Origin of the sequence: Streptomyces sp. NPDC001787 (genome assembly GCF_040297465.1) — a bacterium.
Classification (GTDB): Bacteria; Actinomycetota; Actinomycetes; order Streptomycetales; family Streptomycetaceae; genus Streptomyces.
On the sequence record NZ_JBEOZE010000033.1, the window covers coordinates 21,123 to 39,573 of the forward strand.

Below are 18,451 nucleotides of genomic sequence, written 5' to 3' on the forward strand. Positions count from 1 at the left end.
GGGCGTCGTGCTTGATCTGAACAAGAGGAAGACGGGCCGGTCCGCCGTACCGGCACCGGGCGGTCCGCCGGACGAGGTCCCGGCCTCCGCCACGGACCGGGTCCCCCTGCGCCCGTATCTGATCGCCGCCGCGGTGCTGTGCGGGCTGTACTTCCTGTACTCGCACCTCCAGTACAGCCACTTCGGCTCGCCCTCCTGGGACCTGGGGATCTTCGAGCAGGAGGTACGGGCGTACGCCGGCCTGAACGCTCCCGTCGTCGACATCAAGGGCCCCGGCTATCTGATACTCGGCGACCACTTCAGCCCCGTCGTGGCCCTGCTCGCCCCGCTGTACTGGATCTGGCCGTCCGCCGAGGCCCTGCTGTTCGCGCAGGCCGCGCTCTTCGCCGCCTCCGCCGTCGTCGTCGGCCGCACCGCGCAGCAGATCCTGGGCGGCCGTTCGGGCATGTGCGTCACCGTCGCGTACGGGCTGTCCTGGGGACTCCAGGAAGCGGTGAAGTCCGACTTCCACGAAATCGCCTTCGCCGTACCGCTGCTCGCGCTCGTCTGCCGGGCCCTGCTCACCCGGCGGTGGACGGCCGCCGTCCTGTGGGCCCTGCCGCTGGTCCTGGTCAAGGAGGACCTGGGCGCCACGGTCGCCGTCGTCGGCCTTCTGCTCTTCCTGTACGGCCGCCGCCTCCAGGGCGCACTGCTGGCGGCCTTCGGCGTGCTGGCCTTCGCCGTCACCGTCCTCGTCCTGATACCGGCGGCCAGCAGCGAGGGAACGTACGACTACTGGACGAAGATCGACAAGAACGGGGAGCAGGACGTCTCCCTGTTCGACTCCGTCCTCGGCGTCCTCAACTCCTCGGTCAAGATCGAGATGCTGGTCTTCCTGGTCGGCATCACCGCCTTCATGGCGCTGCGCTCGCCCCTGATCCTGCTCGTCCTGCCCACGCTCGGCTGGCGCCTGCTGTCCCAGGACTCCCACCACTGGGGCATGGTCTGGCACTACAGCGCCATCCTCATGCCCGTGGTGTTCCTGGCCATGACCGACGGAATCCGTCGCAGCCGCGACTCCGCGCGGCCGTGGCTCGCCTCGTACGCGAAGGTCGCCGTACCCGTCGCCACCGCGATCGCCGTGGCCCTCACCCAGCATCTGCCGCTGCGCGACGTGCTGCGTCCGGAGACCTACCGCACCGACGCCCGCGTCCACGCGGCCCGGGAGGCGCTGGAGGCCATTCCCGCCGGGGCGCGGGTCGAGACGGACATCACGCTGATGGCGCACCTCACGGGCGACCGCACCGTCTACTGGATCGGCGGGGCCCCGGGCACGGCCCCCGACATCGTCGCCGTCAACCTGGACTTCGGCTGGTCGCGGCCGATCACCGACCCGGTGGCGTACGCCGAGCAGCTCCACCCCGAGGCGCAGTACCGGCTCAAGCACCGGGCCGGGAGCTTCGTGGTCATGGAGCGCACGACACCGGCCCCGTCGGACATCCCCGGCCGCTGAGCCCGGCCGGCCACCGTCGGCTCCGGCCGCTCCCGTCCGGGACGGCCGTTCCCGTGGGACGACCGCTCCTGCCGCTCGTGCCGACAGGGCACGGGAAACGCGCGGAGGCCGCGACCCGTTGAACGGGTCGCGGCCTCCGGTGCGAGCGGGTCGGGGCGGGGTCAGCCGGCCTTGACGACCACCGACGAGCAGACTTTGTCCGCGAACGTCTGCTTCTTCGAGTCCCACAGCGGCCACAGCCAGCCGATGTAGCAGGCGGCGCTGTCCAGGAAGTGGGCCAGGCGGCGCACGAAGGCCATGCCGAAGCCGAGCGGACGGCCGTCGGCCTCGCGCAGCAGGCGGATGCCCACGGCCTTCTTGCCGATGGTCTGGCCGGTGGAGCCCTCCAGGTACAGCAGCCAGATGGCGACGCCTATCAGGCCGAGGAAGCCGATGATGGCCAGGATGCCCCCCGCGCCGTCGCCCATGGCGCCGCCCACGGCCACCACGGCGTACGGGATCGCGAGGATCAGCCCGTCGATGATGAGCCCGCCCAGGCGCAGGCCCCAGTGGGCCAGCTCGGGCATGCCGCCGTAGCCGGCCTGCTGCGGGTAACCGCCGCCGTAGGGCTGGCCGGGCTGCTGCTGGGGGTAGCCGTAACCCTGCTGCGGGACACCCTGGGGAGCCTGCTGCGGGTAGCCGTAACCGGGCTGCTGGCCCTGGGGCGGCTGGCCGGGCTGCTGCCCGTACGGGTTGTTCGGGTCTCCGAAGCTCATGGGGTGTTCCTTCAACAGACGTGCGGGGACGGATACGGCCACACGGAGGAAGGAACAGGTCAGCGGTCCGCCCCCCGTACTACCGCGGCACTGCGAATATCATCGTTATAAGCCGCACGTAAGTTTGTCCAGTCCGGCCCTTCAGGTGTTGTGCAAGTGCAACCTTGTGTCCATGGGGGACCCGCAATTGGTATGCGGGCGGGGTCATCCGCGAGGATGGGAACATGACTGCCCAGATTCTCGATGGCAAGGCCACCGCTGCCGCGATCAAATCCGATCTGACCGTCCGTGTGGCGGCCCTCAAGGCGCAGGGCATCGTCCCCGGCCTGGGAACCCTGCTCGTCGGGGACGACCCGGGCAGCCGCTGGTACGTGAACGGCAAGCACCGCGACTGCGCGCAGGTCGGCATCGGCTCCATCCAGCGCGAACTCCCCGACACCGCCACCCAGGAGGAGATCGAGGCGGTCGTACGGGAGCTCAACGCCAACCCCGAATGCACGGGCTACATCGTTCAGCTCCCGCTCCCCAAGGGCATCGACACCAACCGGGTCCTGGAACTGATGGACCCGGCCAAGGACGCCGACGGCCTGCACCCGATGAGCCTCGGCCGGCTGGTCCTCAACGAGACCGGCCCGCTGCCCTGCACCCCGCAGGGTGTCGTCCAGCTGCTCCGTGCCCACGGTGTGGAGATCAACGGCGCGCATGTCGTGGTCGTCGGACGCGGTGTCACCATCGGCCGCTCGATCCCGCTGCTGCTGACCCGTAAGACCGAGAACGCCACCGTCACCCAGTGCCACACCGGTACGCGTGATCTCTCCGCCCACCTCCGGCAGGCCGACATCATCGTGGCCGCCGCCGGGGTGCCCCACCTGATCAAGCCCGAGGACGTGAAGCCGGGCGCCGCCGTGCTCGACGTCGGCGTCAGCCGCGACGAGAACGGCAAGATCGTCGGCGATGTGCACCCCGGAGTCGCCGAGGTGGCCGCCTGGGTCGCCCCGAACCCCGGTGGTGTCGGCCCGATGACCCGCGCCCAGCTGCTGGTCAACGTGGTCGAGGCAGCCGAGCGGACGGCCGCCGAGGCCGCCGACGCCGCCGCGACCGCGGGCTGACCCGAACCGGAAGGAACCCCATGGGTGCTGGTACGAGTCCGGCCGGGGCCGATCCGGCTCCCGCTCCCGACACCGCCTCCGCGTCCGTCCCCGGGGACGGGGGCCCCGGGGAGCGGGGCGAGCAGCTGCGCGAGCCCGGAGAGCAGGGCCGGCCGGGAGAGCGGAACGAGTCGGGAGAGCGGAAAGAGTCCGGAGGGCCGATCGAATCGGGAGAGCCGGGCGAATCGGGCGGTGCGGCGGCCGAGGAGTCCGGTGCGGGGAGCACCGCCCCCCGCCGGACGCGGCGCTTTCCGTCGCTGACCCGCGACACCGCGCGTCCCGAGGGCGGTGGCCGGGCGGCATCGGGCGACGCGCCCGCCCCGGCCCGGCAGTGGCCGCTGCTCACCGTGCTCTGCACGGCCGGGGCCGGGCTGCTGATCGTCGCCGCCGACCCGTTCGCCGAGGCGTTCCGGATCGGCACGATACTGATCGGCGCCGCGCTCCTCACAGGGGCCGCGCTGCGCTGGGCGGTCCCCTCGGTCGGCATGCTCGCCGTACGGTCCCGGTTCACCGACCTGGTGACGTACGGGCTGATGGGCACCCTGATCGTGCTGCTCGCGCTGATGGCCCAGCCCAAGCCGTGGCTGGACATTCCGGTGCTGGAGGACGCGGTCCACTTCACGATCCGCTGAGGTGCGGTGACGGTCCGGCCCGCGTGGTGACGGGGTGTCCGTCCCTTCCCCCGTGAAGGGACGGACACCCCCCGGACGGGACTCCTGCGGAAGTCGGGAAACTCCGGTATGCGGTGGCTTGAGCGGCCTTGCCCCGTCCTGCCTCCAGCGTCATTGACGGCGGACGCGGGTTCAAGGGATCACTGGGGCCTGTGGCACGGAAGTGACCATTCCGGCACGGTGTGATCGTTGCGCAACGGCGGCGGACCGGCCCGGCGCGTGGGGGCGGCGCGGGTACGGCATGGGTACGGCGTTGGGCAGGGCACGAGTGCGGGGCGGGGCGCCCGTGCCTGCGGTGCGTGACCGGTTGTGTGCCGTGCCACAGGGGGGCGGGCGGCCGGGGCGGCCCGGGTCGGATAGCCTGATCGCTGGATATCTCTTCACATCAAGATTCAGAGGTGTCCAGCACCAGGGGCCCGGCACCAGGGGTCGGGGACCGCCACCGCCAGCTGTCTAACGGAGATCGCCATGACCCGCACTCCCGTGAATGTCACCGTGACCGGCGCAGCCGGCCAGATCGGCTACGCGCTGCTCTTCCGCATCGCTTCCGGCCACCTGCTCGGCCCGGACGTGCCGGTCAACCTGCGCCTCCTGGAGATCCCGCAGGGCCTCAAGGCCGCCGAGGGCACCGCGATGGAGCTCGACGACTGCGCCTTCCCGCTGCTGCGCAACATCGAGATCACCGACGACGCCAACGTCGGCTTCGCCGGTGCGAACGTCGCCCTGCTCGTCGGCGCCCGCCCGCGCACCAAGGGCATGGAGCGCGGCGACCTGCTCTCCGCCAACGGCGGCATCTTCAAGCCGCAGGGCAAGGCCATCAACGACAACGCCGCGGACGACATCAAGGTCCTCGTCGTGGGCAACCCGGCCAACACCAACGCGCTCATCGCGCAGGCCGCGGCCCCGGACGTACCGGCCGAGCGCTTCACCGCGATGACCCGCCTGGACCACAACCGCGCGATCTCGCAGCTGGCCGCCAAGACCGGTGCCGCCGTCTCCGACATCAAGAAGCTGACGATCTGGGGCAACCACTCGGCGACCCAGTACCCCGACATCTTCCACGCGGAGGTGGCCGGCAAGAACGCCGCCGACGTCGTCAACGACGAGAAGTGGCTGGCCGACACCTTCATCCCGACCGTCGCCAAGCGCGGCGCCGCGATCATCGAGGCCCGTGGCGCGTCCTCCGCCGCCTCGGCCGCCAACGCCGCCATCGACCACGTGCACACCTGGATCAACGGCACCGCCGAGGGCGACTGGACCTCGATGGGTATCCCGTCGGACGGCTCCTACGGCGTGCCCGAGGGCATCATCTCGTCCTTCCCGGTCACCACGAGGAACGGCACGTACGAGATCGTCCAGGGCCTGGACATCAACGAGTTCTCCCGCGCGCGCATCGACGCCTCGGTGAAGGAGCTCACCGAGGAGCGCGACGCGGTGCGCGAGCTCGGCCTGATCTGAGGTCCCGGTCCCGGCCCCGCCGGAACCGCCGCCGTACGCCGAAGCGCCCCCGCAGCATTCCGCTGCCGGGGCGCTTCGGCGTTCCGCCGGTCCCGCACCCGATGGACGCACGACCGGGCGAAGATCACCCGTGGTGATGCCATGGCCTCAAAAAGTCTCCACGAGGCTGCGGAGTGCGGGTATGGTGTCCCCTTTCCATCACCAACGCACGCCGCCGGAGCGTGAGTTGTGGTCAGCTAGGGGGAACCGGTGACCGGGATTACCGTGCCGCAACCGTCGCGGAACCAGGACGACCTGCTCGGGAAACCGCCCGTGCACCCGGCCACGAGCGAGGCCTGCAGACTGCTCTGCGCCGGGGTCTATCTGCACGACGGCTACCGCGACGCCGTGATCGACCAGCTGTACGTGCAGGAGGAGCGGATCGCCGCCCCGTCGACGGGCTTCGACGCCGCCCGGGTGCTGGCCCACGCCCTGCGGGCACGCCGCTCCGAACTCCGGTGGGCCGCGGGCATCCTGGTCACCTGGCTGCTGGGCGCCGTGCTCACCCGCGGCGCCGTCGCGGTCCTCGTGATGCCGTGCGTCCTGCTCGCCCTCGCGCCCTTGATCAGGGGGTCGGCGCGCAACCCACCGGTCTACCGCCGGATCCCGGCGTTCCTGATGCGCTGGTACGGGCGGATCCTCCTGTTCCTCGCGGTGCTCTGGACGGTCGGCAGCGCCTTCGCCGGTCTCTTCGACGACGGCGACGATTCCGGGAGTTACGACTCCTCGTACGACTCCTCCTACGGCTCCTCGTACGACTCCTCCGACGGGCTGTCCGACGCGATCCCGGACGGGGCCGACCTCGGTCTCGCCGTGCTGAACCGAGGCTTCTCCTCGGGCGGGGCCGGCTCGGGCGCGGCCTGGGGAGCGATCGCCTTCTTCGCCCTGATCGCCACCCTGGTGGGGCTCCGGCGCGGCCAGTTCGCCCGGGTCATGGCCGGTGAACTGGCCAGGAAGAACTTCCCCGACCTGACCGCCGACCCGGCCGAACGGACCGTCAGCCGCCGCTTCCATCGGCTCCAGCAGCGGATCAGGCTGGAGCAGCACGCTCCGCTGATCATGTACAGCGCGGGCGATCCGTTCTGCGGCTCCGGGCTCCCCTACCACCCGTGGAACCTGGCCGTCGAGCTCCGGCCGAGCGAGGACGGCCCGACGGAACCGATCGACAACGCGCGGATCCTCCGCCGGATCGTGCCGCTGCTCCAGGAGCTTCGGGTGCCGTCTCCGCACGGCTCGCCGGCGGCGGCCGCCGCCGTACGGGACCGGTTGCGCGAGCTCCAGATCGACGAGTGCGTGTTCCTGCCGGTGCTCGGCATGCGGCGCCGCGAGGACGCCCCGTACGGCCGCGAGGGGTTCGAGACCCACCGGCTGGGCGCCGTCGAGGAGGGCGGGGAGAGCCGCAGGCACTTCCTGCGCATCCGTGTCGGCGGATGGAGCGAGGAGGTCGTCGTCACCGTCTTCGTCCGGGTCCACACCCAGGGCGGGATGCTGATGCTGGAGCTCGCGCCGCACGTCCTGATGCCGGTGCACCCGTTGTTCCAGGAGGCCGACCGCATCGCCCACCGGCACCGCAACAACAACTGGTTCGGGAAGACCGCCTGGGCGGTGGCCCGCACCCCGGGTTCGCTGGTGCGCTCGGTCGTCACCCTGGGACGCGGCGCGGTCAGCGGGTGGACGGTTCTCACCGCCGGGAACAGCGGTGCGCTGACGGACGGACCGGCGATGTCCGTCCGGCAGCTGGGCGCGGACGACGAGGCCTCGCTCTTCCAGGACATGGACATCAACCGGTATCTGAAGAGCATCCAGGACCGGGTGACGGGTGGTGTGCGGCTGGCTCTGCGCGAAGCGGGCTGGCAGACCGACGAGTTCGAGCAGAAGATCGTGAACATCGGCGCGGGCGGGGTCTTCATCGAGTCCGCGAAGGACAGCGCGATCGGCATCGGGGACCACAACAACATCTCGTACGGAAACGCCGGCCACCGGTCCACCGCGGACCCGAAGCGGGCCCCGGGGGCGAAACAGGGGCCCGGCGCGCAGAAGCCCCCGCCGAAACCGTCCGGCCCCGGCACCGCGCCGCGGCCGGACCAGCACCCGAACACCGGAGGTAAGTGACCATGGAGACGCCCGACGGACAGCAGCCGGTACAGCGGACCGTCCACGTGGGGTCGGTGACCGGCAGCGCCTTCGCCATCGGCGACCACAACACCGTCACACAGCACCAGCACGCCGCTCCCGCCGACGAGACCCAGGCCGAACTGCTCCGTGCCGTGCGGGAGCTGCGCGCCGACCTCGAACGGTTCGTCGCCTCGGACGCCACGGAGATCCTCGACGCCGAACTGGTCTCGGTGACGGAGGAGATCGAGGGCACCGGTGCGGCGACTCCCGGAAGGCTGGCCCGGCTCCGGGACGCGCTGACGGCGGCCGGTGCCCTCACCGGGACGCTGGCCTCCGGCGTCGCCGTGGGGCAGGCGCTCGCCGCGCTGCTGGGGAGCTGAGCGGTGAACGGGGGCGGCGGAGCGCGCTGGAACGACGAGACACAGAGCTGGGAGACCGAGGAGCGGCGCGGCTACACCCCGCCGCCCCCGCCGCCGCCCTCGGTACCGCCGGTGGTTCCGGTGGCCCCCGTGGCACAGGAGCCGCCGGGGCCGCAGGGGCCCTGGGGTCCGGCCGGTCCGCCGGGCCCGGCGGGGCCGCCCGCGCCGCCGGGGACGTACAACAACATCACCGGGACCTTCGAGACCACCGGGACCGGCGGGGCGGGCGGCGGCAGGTCCTTCCGGGAGCGGGTCACCCCGCTGACCGCCGGGGTCGCGGTGGGCGTGCTCGCGGTGGGTGCGGCGGCGCTGTGGTTCACGCTCGGCGGCGACAACGGCGACGGTCACGACGGCGCGCGGGGGGCGAGCGCCACCTCCACCGCGCCGGAGAACCCGGCCGACGGGGCGAGTGGCAGTGAGGACACCGGGGGGACCGACGGGGCCCTTCCCGATGCCTCCACGTCGGAGACCGCCCCGGAATCCGCGTCGCCGTCCGGTGCGCTGCCTCCCGAATACGCCGATACGGACGACCGCGAAGGCTTCCGGATCGCCGTCCCCCGGGAGTGGGACGTCCGCACCGAGGACAAGGGCGCGGTGTTCTACAAGTCGGCCGACGGCGTGGAACTGATCCAGATCTTCCGGATCGCCGAGTCCATCACCGCCGTGGACGCCGTCGGCCGTGCGTCCGAGGAGCTCAGCTCCAACCCGGGCTTCGAGGAGATCAGCCGCGGCCCCGTGGAGAACCCCGGGGGCGGCGAGGCGGCCGAGCTGGTCTACGCGTACGACAGCGAGGAGACCGGCGGCCGGCGCCAGGTCATCGAGCGCGTCTTCACGGCCTCGGACGGCCGGCTGTACGCGGTGCTGGTCGGCGCCTCCGACAGCGAGTGGCCACGGCAGCAGGAGGTCCTGGACGTGGCCGTGACGCACTTCGACCCGTACGGCAGTCCGTTCTGACCGCCCGTTCCGCCCCCCCGGTGGCCTCGCCCCCGAAGCGGTTCAGTGCCTGACGCCGTTCAGCGCTTGACGCTGTTCAGTGCTTGATGTCGCCGGGGGTGTAGTGACCGGGGACCTGGCGGGTGGACACGCCGAAGCGGTTCCAGGCGTTGATGACCGTGATGGCGGAGATCAGCTGCGCGAGCTCCGCCTCCTCGAAGTGCTCGGCGGCCCTCGCGTACACCTCGTCCGGGACGAAGCCGTCGGTCAGCACGGTGATGGCCTCGGTCAGCTCGATCGCCGCCACCTCCTTCTCCGTGTAGAAGTGCCGCGACTCGTCCCAGGCGCTGAGCTGGATGATCCGCTCGGCGGACTCGCCCGCCGCGAGCGCGTCCTTGGAGTGCATGTCCAGGCAGAAGGCGCAGCGGTTGAGCTGCGAGGCCCGCACCTTCACCAGTTCGACCAGGACCGGGTCCAGACCCTTCCTGGAGGCGGCGTCCAGCCGGACCATCGCCTTGTAGACATCGGGGGCGAGCTGGGACCAAGCCAGGCGGGCCGGGTGCTCGGGGGCGTACGCGGAAGTGGTGTGGTCGTGCGTGTGTGTCGTCATGCCTACGACGCTACGGCCTGGGTGGCGCAGCGGTATGGTCCATTCCCATGACGGATTCCTGGGCCACTTTCGGTGCCGATCTGCATATCGAACCGCACGGCGGGGGGCTGCGCAGCGGACTGATGGAGGCCCTGCGGGAGGCTGTGCGCACCGGGCGGCTGACTCCTGGGACCCGGCTGCCGTCCTCCCGCACGCTCGCCGCCGACCTGGGCGTCGCCCGGAACACCGTGGCCGACGCCTACGCCGAACTGGTCGCCGAGGGCTGGCTCACCGCCCGGCAGGGTTCGGGGACCCGGGTCGCGCCGAGGTCCGTGCCGCGCCGGGCGGACCCGGCCGCGCCACCGTCCCCCGCGGTGCGGTCCGGGCCCGTCCACAATCTGAAGCCCGGTTCGCCGGATCTGGCCGCCTTCCCGCGCGCGGAGTGGCTCAAGGCGTCCCGCAGGGCGCTGACCGCCGCCCCCAACGAGGCGTTCGGGTACGGCGATCCGCGCGGACGGGTCGAACTGCGCGCCGTACTGGCCGAGTATCTGGCGCGGGCCCGCGGGGTGTACGCGGCACCGGAGCGGATCGTGATCTGTGCCGGCTTCGTCCACGGGCTGATGCTGCTGGCCAAGGTGCTCCGGGCACGGCGGGTGCGGGAGACCGCCGTCGAGTCGTACGGGCTCGACGCGCACCGGAACCTGCTGAGGGAGGCCGGACTGCGTACCCCGTGCCTGCCGTTGGACGGCCTCGGGTCCCGTACGGGGGAGCTGGCCGGGATGCGCGGCGTCGGGGCGGTCCTGATGACGCCCGCGCACCAGTTCCCCACGGGCGTCCCGCTGCACCCCGACCGGCGGGCCGCCGCGGTCGACTGGGCCCGGTCCACGGCGGGGCTGATCCTGGAGGACGACTACGACGGGGAGTTCCGGTACGACAGACAGCCGGTGGGGGCGCTCCAGGGGCTCGATCCGGAGCGCGTCGTCTACCTGGGAACCGCCAGCAAGTCCCTCGCGCCCGGTCTGCGCCTCGCCTGGATGGTGCTGCCGCGGGAGCTGGTGACGGAGGTGGGGCGGGCCAAGGGGGAGTTCGACTGGACACCGGGGGCGCCGGATCAGCTGACGCTCGCGGAGTTCATCGACTCGGGGGCGTACGACCGCCATGTGCGCTCGATGCGGCTGCGCTACCGGCGCCGCCGCGACCAGCTCGTCGCCGCGCTCGCCGAACGCGCGCCGGACATCAGGGTCGGCGGGATCGCGGCCGGGCTGCACGCGGTCCTCGAACTCCCCGAAGGCACCGAGCGCGCGGTGATCCAGGCCGCCGCCTGGCAGGGGCTGGCCCTGGAGGGCCTCGCGCGCTTCCGGCACCGCGACGCGCCGCCCGGCCGTGACGCGCTGGTGATCGGCTACGGCTCCCCGCCCGACAGCGCCTGGGCGGGGGCGCTGGACGCACTGTGCCGGGTGCTGCCGTAGGGCGCGGAGCGCGGGGGCGGCCGGCCGCGGAACCGGGCACGCAGATCATCCCGAAGAACGCATAGGGACTCTACTGGCGCGTGGTTGACGCACCGGGTTCCGATCGAGTGGTCCGGCCATCTAATCTGACGAGCGGTCTGAAGGTGGACCGAACAGGACAGGACGCGACAGCGCAGGACAACGGGGGAGCGGAAAATGGCCAAGCGCAGACTGAGATCGAGCACTGTGGTGCTCGGCGGTATGGGAGTGCTCGCGGCGACGATCACCTCCTGCGGTTCGGATCCGGACCGGCGGTGCGTCGACCCGCTGACCCAGGACAAGCTGCCGAGCTACGAGTGCGCGGGCGGCAGCGGCAGCAGCAGCGGCGGCAGCGGCTCGTACTACTACGGTGGCACCAGCAGGAACGGCAAGGTGACCGGAGGCAGCTTCGACAAGGCGGCGGTCGACCGCGGCGGGTTCGGCTGCTCCGGGACGGGCGGCGGCTGACGCGCATGCGACGCCGCACGATCGAACCGCGCCCCGGCTGGCAGGCGACCGTCGAGGAACAGGGCCTGGTCTACCCGCTCACCCGCTACCCGGACGGCTCGCTGCGCCCCTACTGGGACGAGAGCGCCTACTACGTCTTCACGCTGCCCGAGGTCGAGGCGCTCGAAGAGGTCGTCGAGGAGCTGCACACGATGTGCCTGGCCGCGGCGGCGCACATCGTCGAGCGGGACCGGTTCGCCGATCTCGGCATCACCGACCGCCGGCTGGCCGCGCTGATCGCCGACTCCTGGCGGCGCCGCGCCGAACTGCCCTCCCTGTACGGCAGGTTCGACCTCCGATACGACGGCACCGGCCCGGCGAAGATGCTGGAGTACAACGCCGACACCCCGACCTCGCTGGTGGAGGCCGCGAGCCCGCAGTGGTTCTGGATGGAGGACCGGTTCCCCGGCGCGGACCAGTGGAACTCCCTCCACGAGCGCCTCGTCGACGCCTGGAAGCGGCAGGCGCCCCTGCTGCCGCCGGGGCCGCTGCACTTCGCGCATTCGGAGGGCGACGAGCTCGGCGAGGACCTGATGACGGTCGCGTATCTGCGCGAGACCGCCCAGCAGGCCGGGATCGACACCGAGGCGCTGTCCGTCGAACAGATCGGCTGGGACCGGCTGAGCGGGCGCTTCGTCGACGAGCGGCTCCGCTTCATCCGGAGCTGCTTCAAGCTCTACCCCTGGGAGTGGCTGGCGACGGACCGCTTCGGACCGCATGTGCTGGACACGCTCGACAACGGCGGCGGCACCGGCACCACCTGCTGGATCGAACCCGCCTGGAAGATGCTCCTCTCCAACAAGGCGCTGCTGGCGATCCTGTGGGAGCTGTACCCGGGGCATCCGAACCTTCTGCCGTCCTACCTCGACGGCCCCCGCGGCCTCGCCGGACCCGGCGGCGCCGGATACGCCGCCAAGCCCCTGCTCGGCCGCGAGGGCGCCGGGGTCACCCTCCACGGGCCGGGAAGCGCGGCGGAGGTACGGGACGAGCCCTGCTGCTACCAGGAGCTCGCCCCGCTGCCCGACTTCGACGGCAACCGGGTGGTGCTGGGCGCGTGGGTCGTCGAGGACGAGGCCGCCGGACTCGGCATCAGGGAATCGGCGGGTCCTGTCACGGACGAGTACGCCCGCTTCCTGCCCCACGTCATCCTCTAGCCGGCCCCAGCCCGCGGGCCGGGGCCGCGCACCCGCGCGCCCGGCCCGCTCGCCCGGACGCCCGCCCGTGCGCCGTTTCCGGCCGTGCGCCCGCGCCGCCGGGGCACCCGCCCGTACGCCGTTCCCGCCCGCGCCCGCGCCGCCCGGGCACCCGCCCGCGCGCCCGCGCCGCCCGGCCGTGTCAGGCGCCGAGCACCGCCCGCAGCTGGTGCAGGCCCCAGTCGAGGTCCTCCTTGGAGATCACCAGCGGCGGCGCGATCCGGATCGTCGAGCCGTGGGTGTCCTTGACCAGCACCCCGCGGCCCATCAGCCGCTCGGAGATCTCCCGGCCCGTGCCCAGGGCCGGGGCGATGTCGACGCCCGCCCACAGCCCGCGCCCCCGGACGGCCTCCACCGAGCCGCCGCCCGTCAGCAGCCCCAGCTCCCGGTGCAGGTGGTCGCCCAGTTCCGCCGCCCGCTGCTGGTACTCGCCCGTCCGCAGCATCGCGATCACCTCCAGCGCGACCGCGCACGCCAGCGGATTCCCCCCGAAGGTCGAGCCGTGCTCACCCGGCCGGTACACACCCAGTACCGCGGCCGACGAGACCACGGCGGACACCGGTACGATCCCGCCGCCCAGCGCCTTGCCGAGCAGATACACGTCGGGCACGACACCCTCGTGCTCACAGGCGAAGGTCTTCCCCGTCCTGCCCAGGCCCGACTGGATCTCATCCGCGATGAACAGCACGTTCCGCTCGCGGGTCAGCTCCCGGACCCCGGGCAGATAGCCGGGCGGCGGCATCAGCACCCCGGCCTCGCCCTGGATGGGCTCCATCAGCACCGCCACGGTGTTCTCCGTCATCGCCGCACGGAGCGCGGTCAGGTCCCCGTACGGCACGATCTCGAACCCCGGGGTGTACGGGCCGAAGTCGTCCCGTGCCTCGTGGTCCGTGGAGAAGCTGATGATCGTGGTCGTCCTGCCGTGGAAGTTGTCCGCGGCGACGATGATCTTCGCCATGCCGTCCGGGACGCCCTTGACCCGGTAGCCCCACTTGCGGGCCGTCTTCACCGCGGTCTCCACCGCCTCGGCACCGGTGTTCATGGGCAGGACCATCTCCATGCCGCACAGCTCGGCGAGCTCCGTACAGAACGCGGCGAAGCGGTCGTGATGGAAGGCCCGGGAGGTGAGGGTCACCCGTTCCAGCTGAGCCTTGGCCGCCTCGATCAGGCGACGGTTGCCGTGACCGAAGTTCAGCGCGGAGTAGGCGGCGAGCATGTCCAGATAGCGCCGCCCCTCGACATCGGTCACCCAGGCGCCTTCCGCCGAGGCGACCACGAGCGGCAACGGGTGGTAGTTGTGCGCGCTGTGCGCCTCGGCGGAGGCGATGGCAGTTTCCGTGGTCGACACGGGATCTCCGTTCGTCGTGCGGCGTGGGCGGGGGTCGTGCCCACTTTGTATCGTCGGTCCGATCCGGCGCGAGGAAACCTTCACGGCGCGGCGCGCCTCGCGCGCCGGTCCGTGCGGGGCGCGTCCTCGTGTGCGCGGGGGCGCGGTACCGCACGTGCGGGGGCACGGTGCCGCACATGAGGGGGCGCGCCGATTTGCGCCGTACACCGGCTGCCGGAGAACGGTTCCGCACCTGAGACAATGGATCCCATGGCCTCTGATCGTCCTCGCGTGCTCTCCGGAATCCAGCCCACCGCAGGCTCGTTCCACCTCGGCAACTACCTCGGTGCGGTCCGCCAGTGGGTGGCGTTGCAGGAGTCCCACGACGCCTTTTACATGATCGTGGACCTGCATGCGATCACCGTTCCGCAGGACCCCGCGGAGCTGCGCGCGAACACCCGGCTCGCCGCCGCCCAGCTGCTGGCGGCCGGCCTGGACCCCGACCGCTGCACGCTCTTCGTGCAGAGCCATGTCCCCGAGCACGCCCAGCTCGGCTGGGTCATGAACTGCCTCACCGGCTTCGGCGAGGCGTCGCGGATGACGCAGTTCAAGGACAAGTCCGCCAAGCAGGGTGCCGACCGGGCGACCGTGGGCCTTTTCACCTACCCGGTCCTCCAGGTCGCGGACATCCTGCTCTACCAGGCCAACCAGGTCCCGGTCGGCGAGGACCAGCGCCAGCACATCGAGCTCACCCGTGACCTCGCCGAGCGGTTCAACGGCCGGTTCGGGCAGACGTTCACCATTCCGGAGCCGTACATCCTCAAGGAGACGGGGAAGATCTACGACCTCCAGGACCCGTCGGTCAAGATGAGCAAGTCGGCGTCCACGCCGAAGGGCCTCATCAACCTGCTGGACGAGCCGAAGGTCACGGCGAAGAAGGTCAGGAGCGCCGTCACCGACACCGACACGGTCATCCGCTACGACACGGAGAACAAGCCGGGCGTCAGCAACCTCCTGAGCGTGTACTCCACCCTCACCGGAACCGGAATCGCGGATCTGGAGCAGAAGTACGAGGGCAAGGGCTACGGTGCGCTCAAGACCGACCTCGCCGAGGTCATGGTGGAGTTCGTCACCCCGTTCCGGAGCCGTACGCAGGAATATCTGGACGACCCGGAGACGCTGGACTCCATCCTGGCCAAGGGTGCGGAGAAGGCCAGGACCGTCGCCGCGGAGACCCTGGCGCAGACCTACGACCGCATGGGCCTTCTGCCCGCCAAGCACTGAGCCCAACGGCCCTGGCGAGAACGCCGCCGCAGGCTGCACACTTGCGGCGGCGGGACCGAGAACCAGCCATCGGCGGACCGACCGACGACTATTGAGGAGAACGACGTGGGGACCGTAACGCTCGGCGTTTCGATCGCGGTCCCGGAGCCCTACGGCAGCCTGCTCCAGGAGCGGCGCGCGAGCTTCGGGGACCCTGCCGCCTACGGCATTCCCACCCACGTCACCCTGCTTCCGCCGACCGCGGCGGAGGCGGCCGACCTGCCGGCGGTCGAGGCGCATCTCGCCCGGATCGCCACGGCAGGCCGGCCCTTCCCGATGCGGCTGTCCGGCACCGGGACCTTCCGGCCGCTCTCACCGGTCGTCTTCGTCCAGGTCGTCGAGGGCGCCTCGGCCTGCTCCTGGCTGCAGAAGCGGGTCCGGGACGCGTCCGGTCCCCTGGTGCGCGATCTCCAGTTCCCGTACCACCCGCATGTCACCGTGGCGCACGACATCTCCGAAGAGGCGATGGACCGGGCCTACGAGGAGCTCTCCTCCTACGAGGCGGCCTGGACCTGCGGTTCCTTCGCGCTCTACGAACAGGGCGCGGACGCCGTCTGGCGCAAGATCAACGAATTCCCGTTCGGGGGCGGCATCGCGCCCGCCGTGCCCGCGCAGGGCGGCTCCTCCGTGCACGAGCCGTCGCTGCACCCCTGAGCGGCGGGCCGCCGGACAGCCCTCAGAGGGGCAGCCGCCGGAACAGCGGGCGCGGTACGTGGCGCAGCGCCGACATCACCACCCGTAGCGCCCCGGGCACCCACACCGTCCCGGTGCCCCGCCTCAGCCCGGTCACGACCGCTTCCGCGACGGCCTCGGGGGTGGTCATGAGCCGTCGGCGCACGAGCTCCGCGGGATCCACGACACCTGTCACCTCCGCCGCCCTGGCCGCCCCGTCCGCCCCGTCCGTGCCGTCCGTCCCGGTCCCGTCGCCGCGCACGGAGCCCGAGTGCGCGGGACCCGGGTGTACGGGACCGGGGCGGACGATCATCACCCGCACCCCCGTGCCGTGCAGCGCGTCTCCCAGCCCCTGCGCGAACGCGTCCAGGCCCGCCTTGCTCGACCCGTAGATGAAGTCCGCGCGGCGTACGCGCTCGCCGGACACGGAGGAGAGCACGACCAGCGACCCATGACCCTGCGCCTGGAGCGCGCCCGCGCACACCAGCCCGGCGGAGACCGCCCCCGTGTAGTTGGTCCGGGCGACCCGGACCGCCCGCAGCGGCTCCTCCTCGTCGCGCGTCTGGTCGCCGGGGATGCCGAACGCCATGAGCACCAGGTCGATGTCGCCCTCCGCGAAGACCTTTCCGAGCACCGTCTCGTGGGACTCCGGGTCGAGGGCGTCGAAGGCGACGGTACGGACCTCGGCTCCGCGCGCGCGGAGCCCGGCGGCGGCGGTGTCCAGGGCGGGGGAGGGGCGGCCGGCCAGCCACACCGTGCGGGTGCGCAGCGCGATCAGCCGGCGCGCGGTGGCCAGCGCGATCTGTGAGGTGCCGCCGAGGACGAGCAGGGACTGCGGGGCACCGAAGGCGTCCTTCACGAAATCACTCCTGGTGGGAACGGGATACGGACGGGAGGCTCACAGCGAGAGCCGGCGGGAGAGGTCGGACCGGAACGCTCCGTCCGGGTCCAGCTCCGCCCGCAGCGCCCGGAACTCGGGCAGTCGCGGATACATCGCGGCCAGCACCCCGGGCCGCATCCGGGCGTCCTTCGCCAGGCAGACCCGGCCGCCGGCCGCCGCCACCTCCTCGTCGAGCCCGTCCAGGAACCGCCCCAGACCGGGCAGGCCGGCGGGCAGATCGAGCGCGAGGGACCAGCCGGGAGCCGGGAACGACAGCCAGCCCGGGTCGGCCCGGCCGAACCGTTTGAGCACGGCGAGGAACGAGGGACAGCGGCGCGTGGAGAGGCGCCGCACGATGCGGTGCAGCGTCTCCTCCTGTCCGTACGGGACGACGAACTGGTACCGCACGAAGCCGCCGCGGCCGTGCAGCCTGTTCCAGTGCGGTACGCCGTCCAGGGCGTGGAAGAACGTCGGGATCCGCTGGAGCTCACCGGTGCGGGACCTGGGGGCGCCGCGGTAGCGGAGTTCGTTGTACAGAGCGGCCGAGGTCCGGCCGAGCAGCCCCTCCGGGACGAAGGAGGGGGCGGCCGGCAACTGCGCCGGGCGGAACGCGAGCGGGGTGCGCCGCGCGCGTGCCGGGAGCGTGTGCAGGGGCGCGTGCTCCCCACGGGTGATGACACCGCGCCCTGTCGCGCCGCCCCGTGCCAGCAGATCGAGCCAGGCGGACGCGTAGCGATGGCGGTCCCCACCGGCCGTGAACCGGGCCAGCAGGTCGTCCAGACCGGTCGCCCGCTCCGTGTCGACCGACATCAGCGAGGAGGCGACCGGCTGGAACCGCAGTGTGGCGGCGAGCACGACGCCGGTCAGCCCCAGTCCGCCGGCGGTCGCGTCGAAGAGCGCCGTGCCGGGCAGCACCGTACGCACCTCGCCGTCCGCGGTGAGCAGTTCCAGTGAGCCGACATGCCGGGAGAAGGAACCGGAGAGGCGGTGGTCGCGGCCCTGGACGTCGGAGCCGATCGCGCCGCCGACCGTGATGTGGCGGGTCGAGGGGGTGACCGGAACGAACCGCCCCAGCGGCAGCAGCACCTCCATCAGCTGGTGCAGACTCACCCCCGCGTCGCACACCACGGTGCCCGTACGGGTGTCGATGGTGTGGACGCGGTTCAGCGCGGTCATGTCGAGGACGGAGCCGCCCGCGTTCTGCGCCGCGTCGCCGTGCGCGCGGCCGAGCCCGCGGGCGAGGACACCGCGGGGGCCACGCCCGCGCACGACGGCCGCCGCCTCCTCGTGACTGCGGGGGCGGAACCGCAGCGCGGTCGTCGGGGCGGTGCGGCCCCAGCCGGTCAAGGACACCGTGTCGACAGACATGACGGTGACCGTATCGCCAGACAAAACCCCTTTGCGGCATTTGTTACGGTGCTCACCGGAATGGGTGATTGATTG

The 18,451-nt window shown here is 72.0% G+C and carries 17 protein-coding genes; 12 read left to right on the forward strand and 5 right to left on the reverse strand.

From position 1 onward, the window contains the following. The first annotated feature begins 7 nt into the window (after nucleotides 1–7). Nucleotides 8–1,492: a DUF2079 domain-containing protein gene (locus ABT170_RS32795; RefSeq protein WP_351873475.1), complete on the forward strand. Its 1,485-nt coding sequence runs from the start codon at nucleotides 8–10 to the stop codon at nucleotides 1,490–1,492. A gap of 161 nt (nucleotides 1,493–1,653) precedes the next feature. Here the strand turns inward: ABT170_RS32795 and ABT170_RS32800 are convergent, their stop codons facing one another. Next, complete coding sequence (locus tag ABT170_RS32800; protein WP_329946467.1) at nucleotides 1,654–2,247, reverse strand: RDD family protein; 594 nt, start codon at nucleotides 2,245–2,247, stop codon at nucleotides 1,654–1,656. A 224-nt stretch (nucleotides 2,248–2,471) separates the two neighbouring features. Between ABT170_RS32800 and ABT170_RS32805 the strand changes: the two genes are divergently transcribed. From ABT170_RS32805 to ABT170_RS32830, 6 genes are all read left to right on the forward strand, one after another. Beyond that, the gene (locus ABT170_RS32805) at nucleotides 2,472–3,356 is read left to right on the forward strand and encodes a bifunctional methylenetetrahydrofolate dehydrogenase/methenyltetrahydrofolate cyclohydrolase (protein ID WP_329946466.1); all 885 of its coding nucleotides are present in this window, start codon (nucleotides 2,472–2,474) and stop codon (nucleotides 3,354–3,356) included. A gap of 20 nt (nucleotides 3,357–3,376) precedes the next feature. Then, nucleotides 3,377–4,027, forward strand: coding sequence for a DUF3017 domain-containing protein (locus tag ABT170_RS32810; RefSeq protein ID WP_351873479.1), 651 nt, complete (start codon nucleotides 3,377–3,379; stop codon nucleotides 4,025–4,027). 507 nt (nucleotides 4,028–4,534) lie between these two features. After that, nucleotides 4,535–5,524 (forward strand): malate dehydrogenase, encoded by a 990-nt coding sequence (locus ABT170_RS32815; RefSeq protein ID WP_329946464.1) that lies wholly within the window; start codon nucleotides 4,535–4,537, stop codon nucleotides 5,522–5,524. A 264-nt stretch (nucleotides 5,525–5,788) separates the two neighbouring features. Next, the gene (locus tag ABT170_RS32820) at nucleotides 5,789–7,675 is read left to right on the forward strand and encodes an AbeC-like domain-containing protein (RefSeq protein WP_351873484.1); all 1,887 of its coding nucleotides are present in this window, start codon (nucleotides 5,789–5,791) and stop codon (nucleotides 7,673–7,675) included. 2 nt (nucleotides 7,676–7,677) lie between these two features. Next, a complete protein-coding gene (locus ABT170_RS32825; RefSeq protein ID WP_351873487.1) occupies nucleotides 7,678–8,058 on the forward strand; it encodes a hypothetical protein in 381 nt (126 codons plus the stop codon). A 3-nt stretch (nucleotides 8,059–8,061) separates the two neighbouring features. Further along, nucleotides 8,062–9,051, forward strand: coding sequence for a serine/threonine kinase C-terminal domain-containing protein (locus ABT170_RS32830; RefSeq protein WP_351873490.1), 990 nt, complete (start codon nucleotides 8,062–8,064; stop codon nucleotides 9,049–9,051). A gap of 76 nt (nucleotides 9,052–9,127) precedes the next feature. Here the strand turns inward: ABT170_RS32830 and ABT170_RS32835 are convergent, their stop codons facing one another. After that, complete coding sequence (locus tag ABT170_RS32835; protein WP_329946460.1) at nucleotides 9,128–9,640, reverse strand: carboxymuconolactone decarboxylase family protein; 513 nt, start codon at nucleotides 9,638–9,640, stop codon at nucleotides 9,128–9,130. A 47-nt stretch (nucleotides 9,641–9,687) separates the two neighbouring features. Here ABT170_RS32835 and pdxR point away from each other — a divergent pair, with 47 nt between their 5' ends. The 3 genes from pdxR (at nucleotide 9,688) to ABT170_RS32850 (ending at nucleotide 12,767) form a co-directional block, all read left to right on the forward strand. Then, on the forward strand, nucleotides 9,688–11,088 hold the full coding sequence (gene pdxR, locus ABT170_RS32840; RefSeq protein ID WP_351873493.1) for a MocR-like pyridoxine biosynthesis transcription factor PdxR: 1,401 nt from the start codon (nucleotides 9,688–9,690) through the stop codon (nucleotides 11,086–11,088). A gap of 195 nt (nucleotides 11,089–11,283) precedes the next feature. Continuing rightward, nucleotides 11,284–11,574, forward strand: a complete 291-nt coding sequence (locus ABT170_RS32845; protein ID WP_329946458.1) for a hypothetical protein — start codon at nucleotides 11,284–11,286, stop codon at nucleotides 11,572–11,574. A gap of 5 nt (nucleotides 11,575–11,579) precedes the next feature. Beyond that, nucleotides 11,580–12,767 (forward strand): glutathionylspermidine synthase family protein, encoded by a 1,188-nt coding sequence (locus ABT170_RS32850; protein WP_351873497.1) that lies wholly within the window; start codon nucleotides 11,580–11,582, stop codon nucleotides 12,765–12,767. Between the two features lie 181 nt (nucleotides 12,768–12,948). On the opposite strand, the gene rocD is transcribed toward ABT170_RS32850, so the two are convergent. Beyond that, a complete protein-coding gene (rocD, locus tag ABT170_RS32855) occupies nucleotides 12,949–14,154 on the reverse strand; it encodes an ornithine--oxo-acid transaminase (RefSeq protein ID WP_329946456.1) in 1,206 nt (401 codons plus the stop codon). Nucleotides 14,155–14,403: 249 nt separating this feature from the next. On the opposite strand from rocD, the gene trpS reads away from it, so the two are divergent. Both trpS and ABT170_RS32865 read left to right on the forward strand, forming a co-directional pair. Continuing rightward, entirely contained in the window at nucleotides 14,404–15,417 is a 1,014-nt protein-coding gene (gene trpS / locus ABT170_RS32860) for a tryptophan--tRNA ligase (protein WP_329946455.1), read from the forward strand. A gap of 105 nt (nucleotides 15,418–15,522) precedes the next feature. Next, nucleotides 15,523–16,110, forward strand: coding sequence for a 2'-5' RNA ligase family protein (locus tag ABT170_RS32865; protein WP_329946454.1), 588 nt, complete (start codon nucleotides 15,523–15,525; stop codon nucleotides 16,108–16,110). Nucleotides 16,111–16,132: 22 nt separating this feature from the next. Here ABT170_RS32865 and dprE2 read toward each other — a convergent pair whose 3' ends face one another. Both dprE2 and dprE1 read right to left on the reverse strand, forming a co-directional pair. After that, nucleotides 16,133–16,987: a decaprenylphospho-beta-D-erythro-pentofuranosid-2-ulose 2-reductase gene (dprE2, locus tag ABT170_RS32870; RefSeq protein ID WP_351873501.1), complete on the reverse strand. Its 855-nt coding sequence runs from the start codon at nucleotides 16,985–16,987 to the stop codon at nucleotides 16,133–16,135. Between the two features lie 39 nt (nucleotides 16,988–17,026). Then, the gene (dprE1, locus tag ABT170_RS32875; RefSeq protein ID WP_351873504.1) at nucleotides 17,027–18,376 is read right to left on the reverse strand and encodes a decaprenylphosphoryl-beta-D-ribose oxidase; all 1,350 of its coding nucleotides are present in this window, start codon (nucleotides 18,374–18,376) and stop codon (nucleotides 17,027–17,029) included. Nucleotides 18,377–18,451 lie beyond the last annotated feature (75 nt).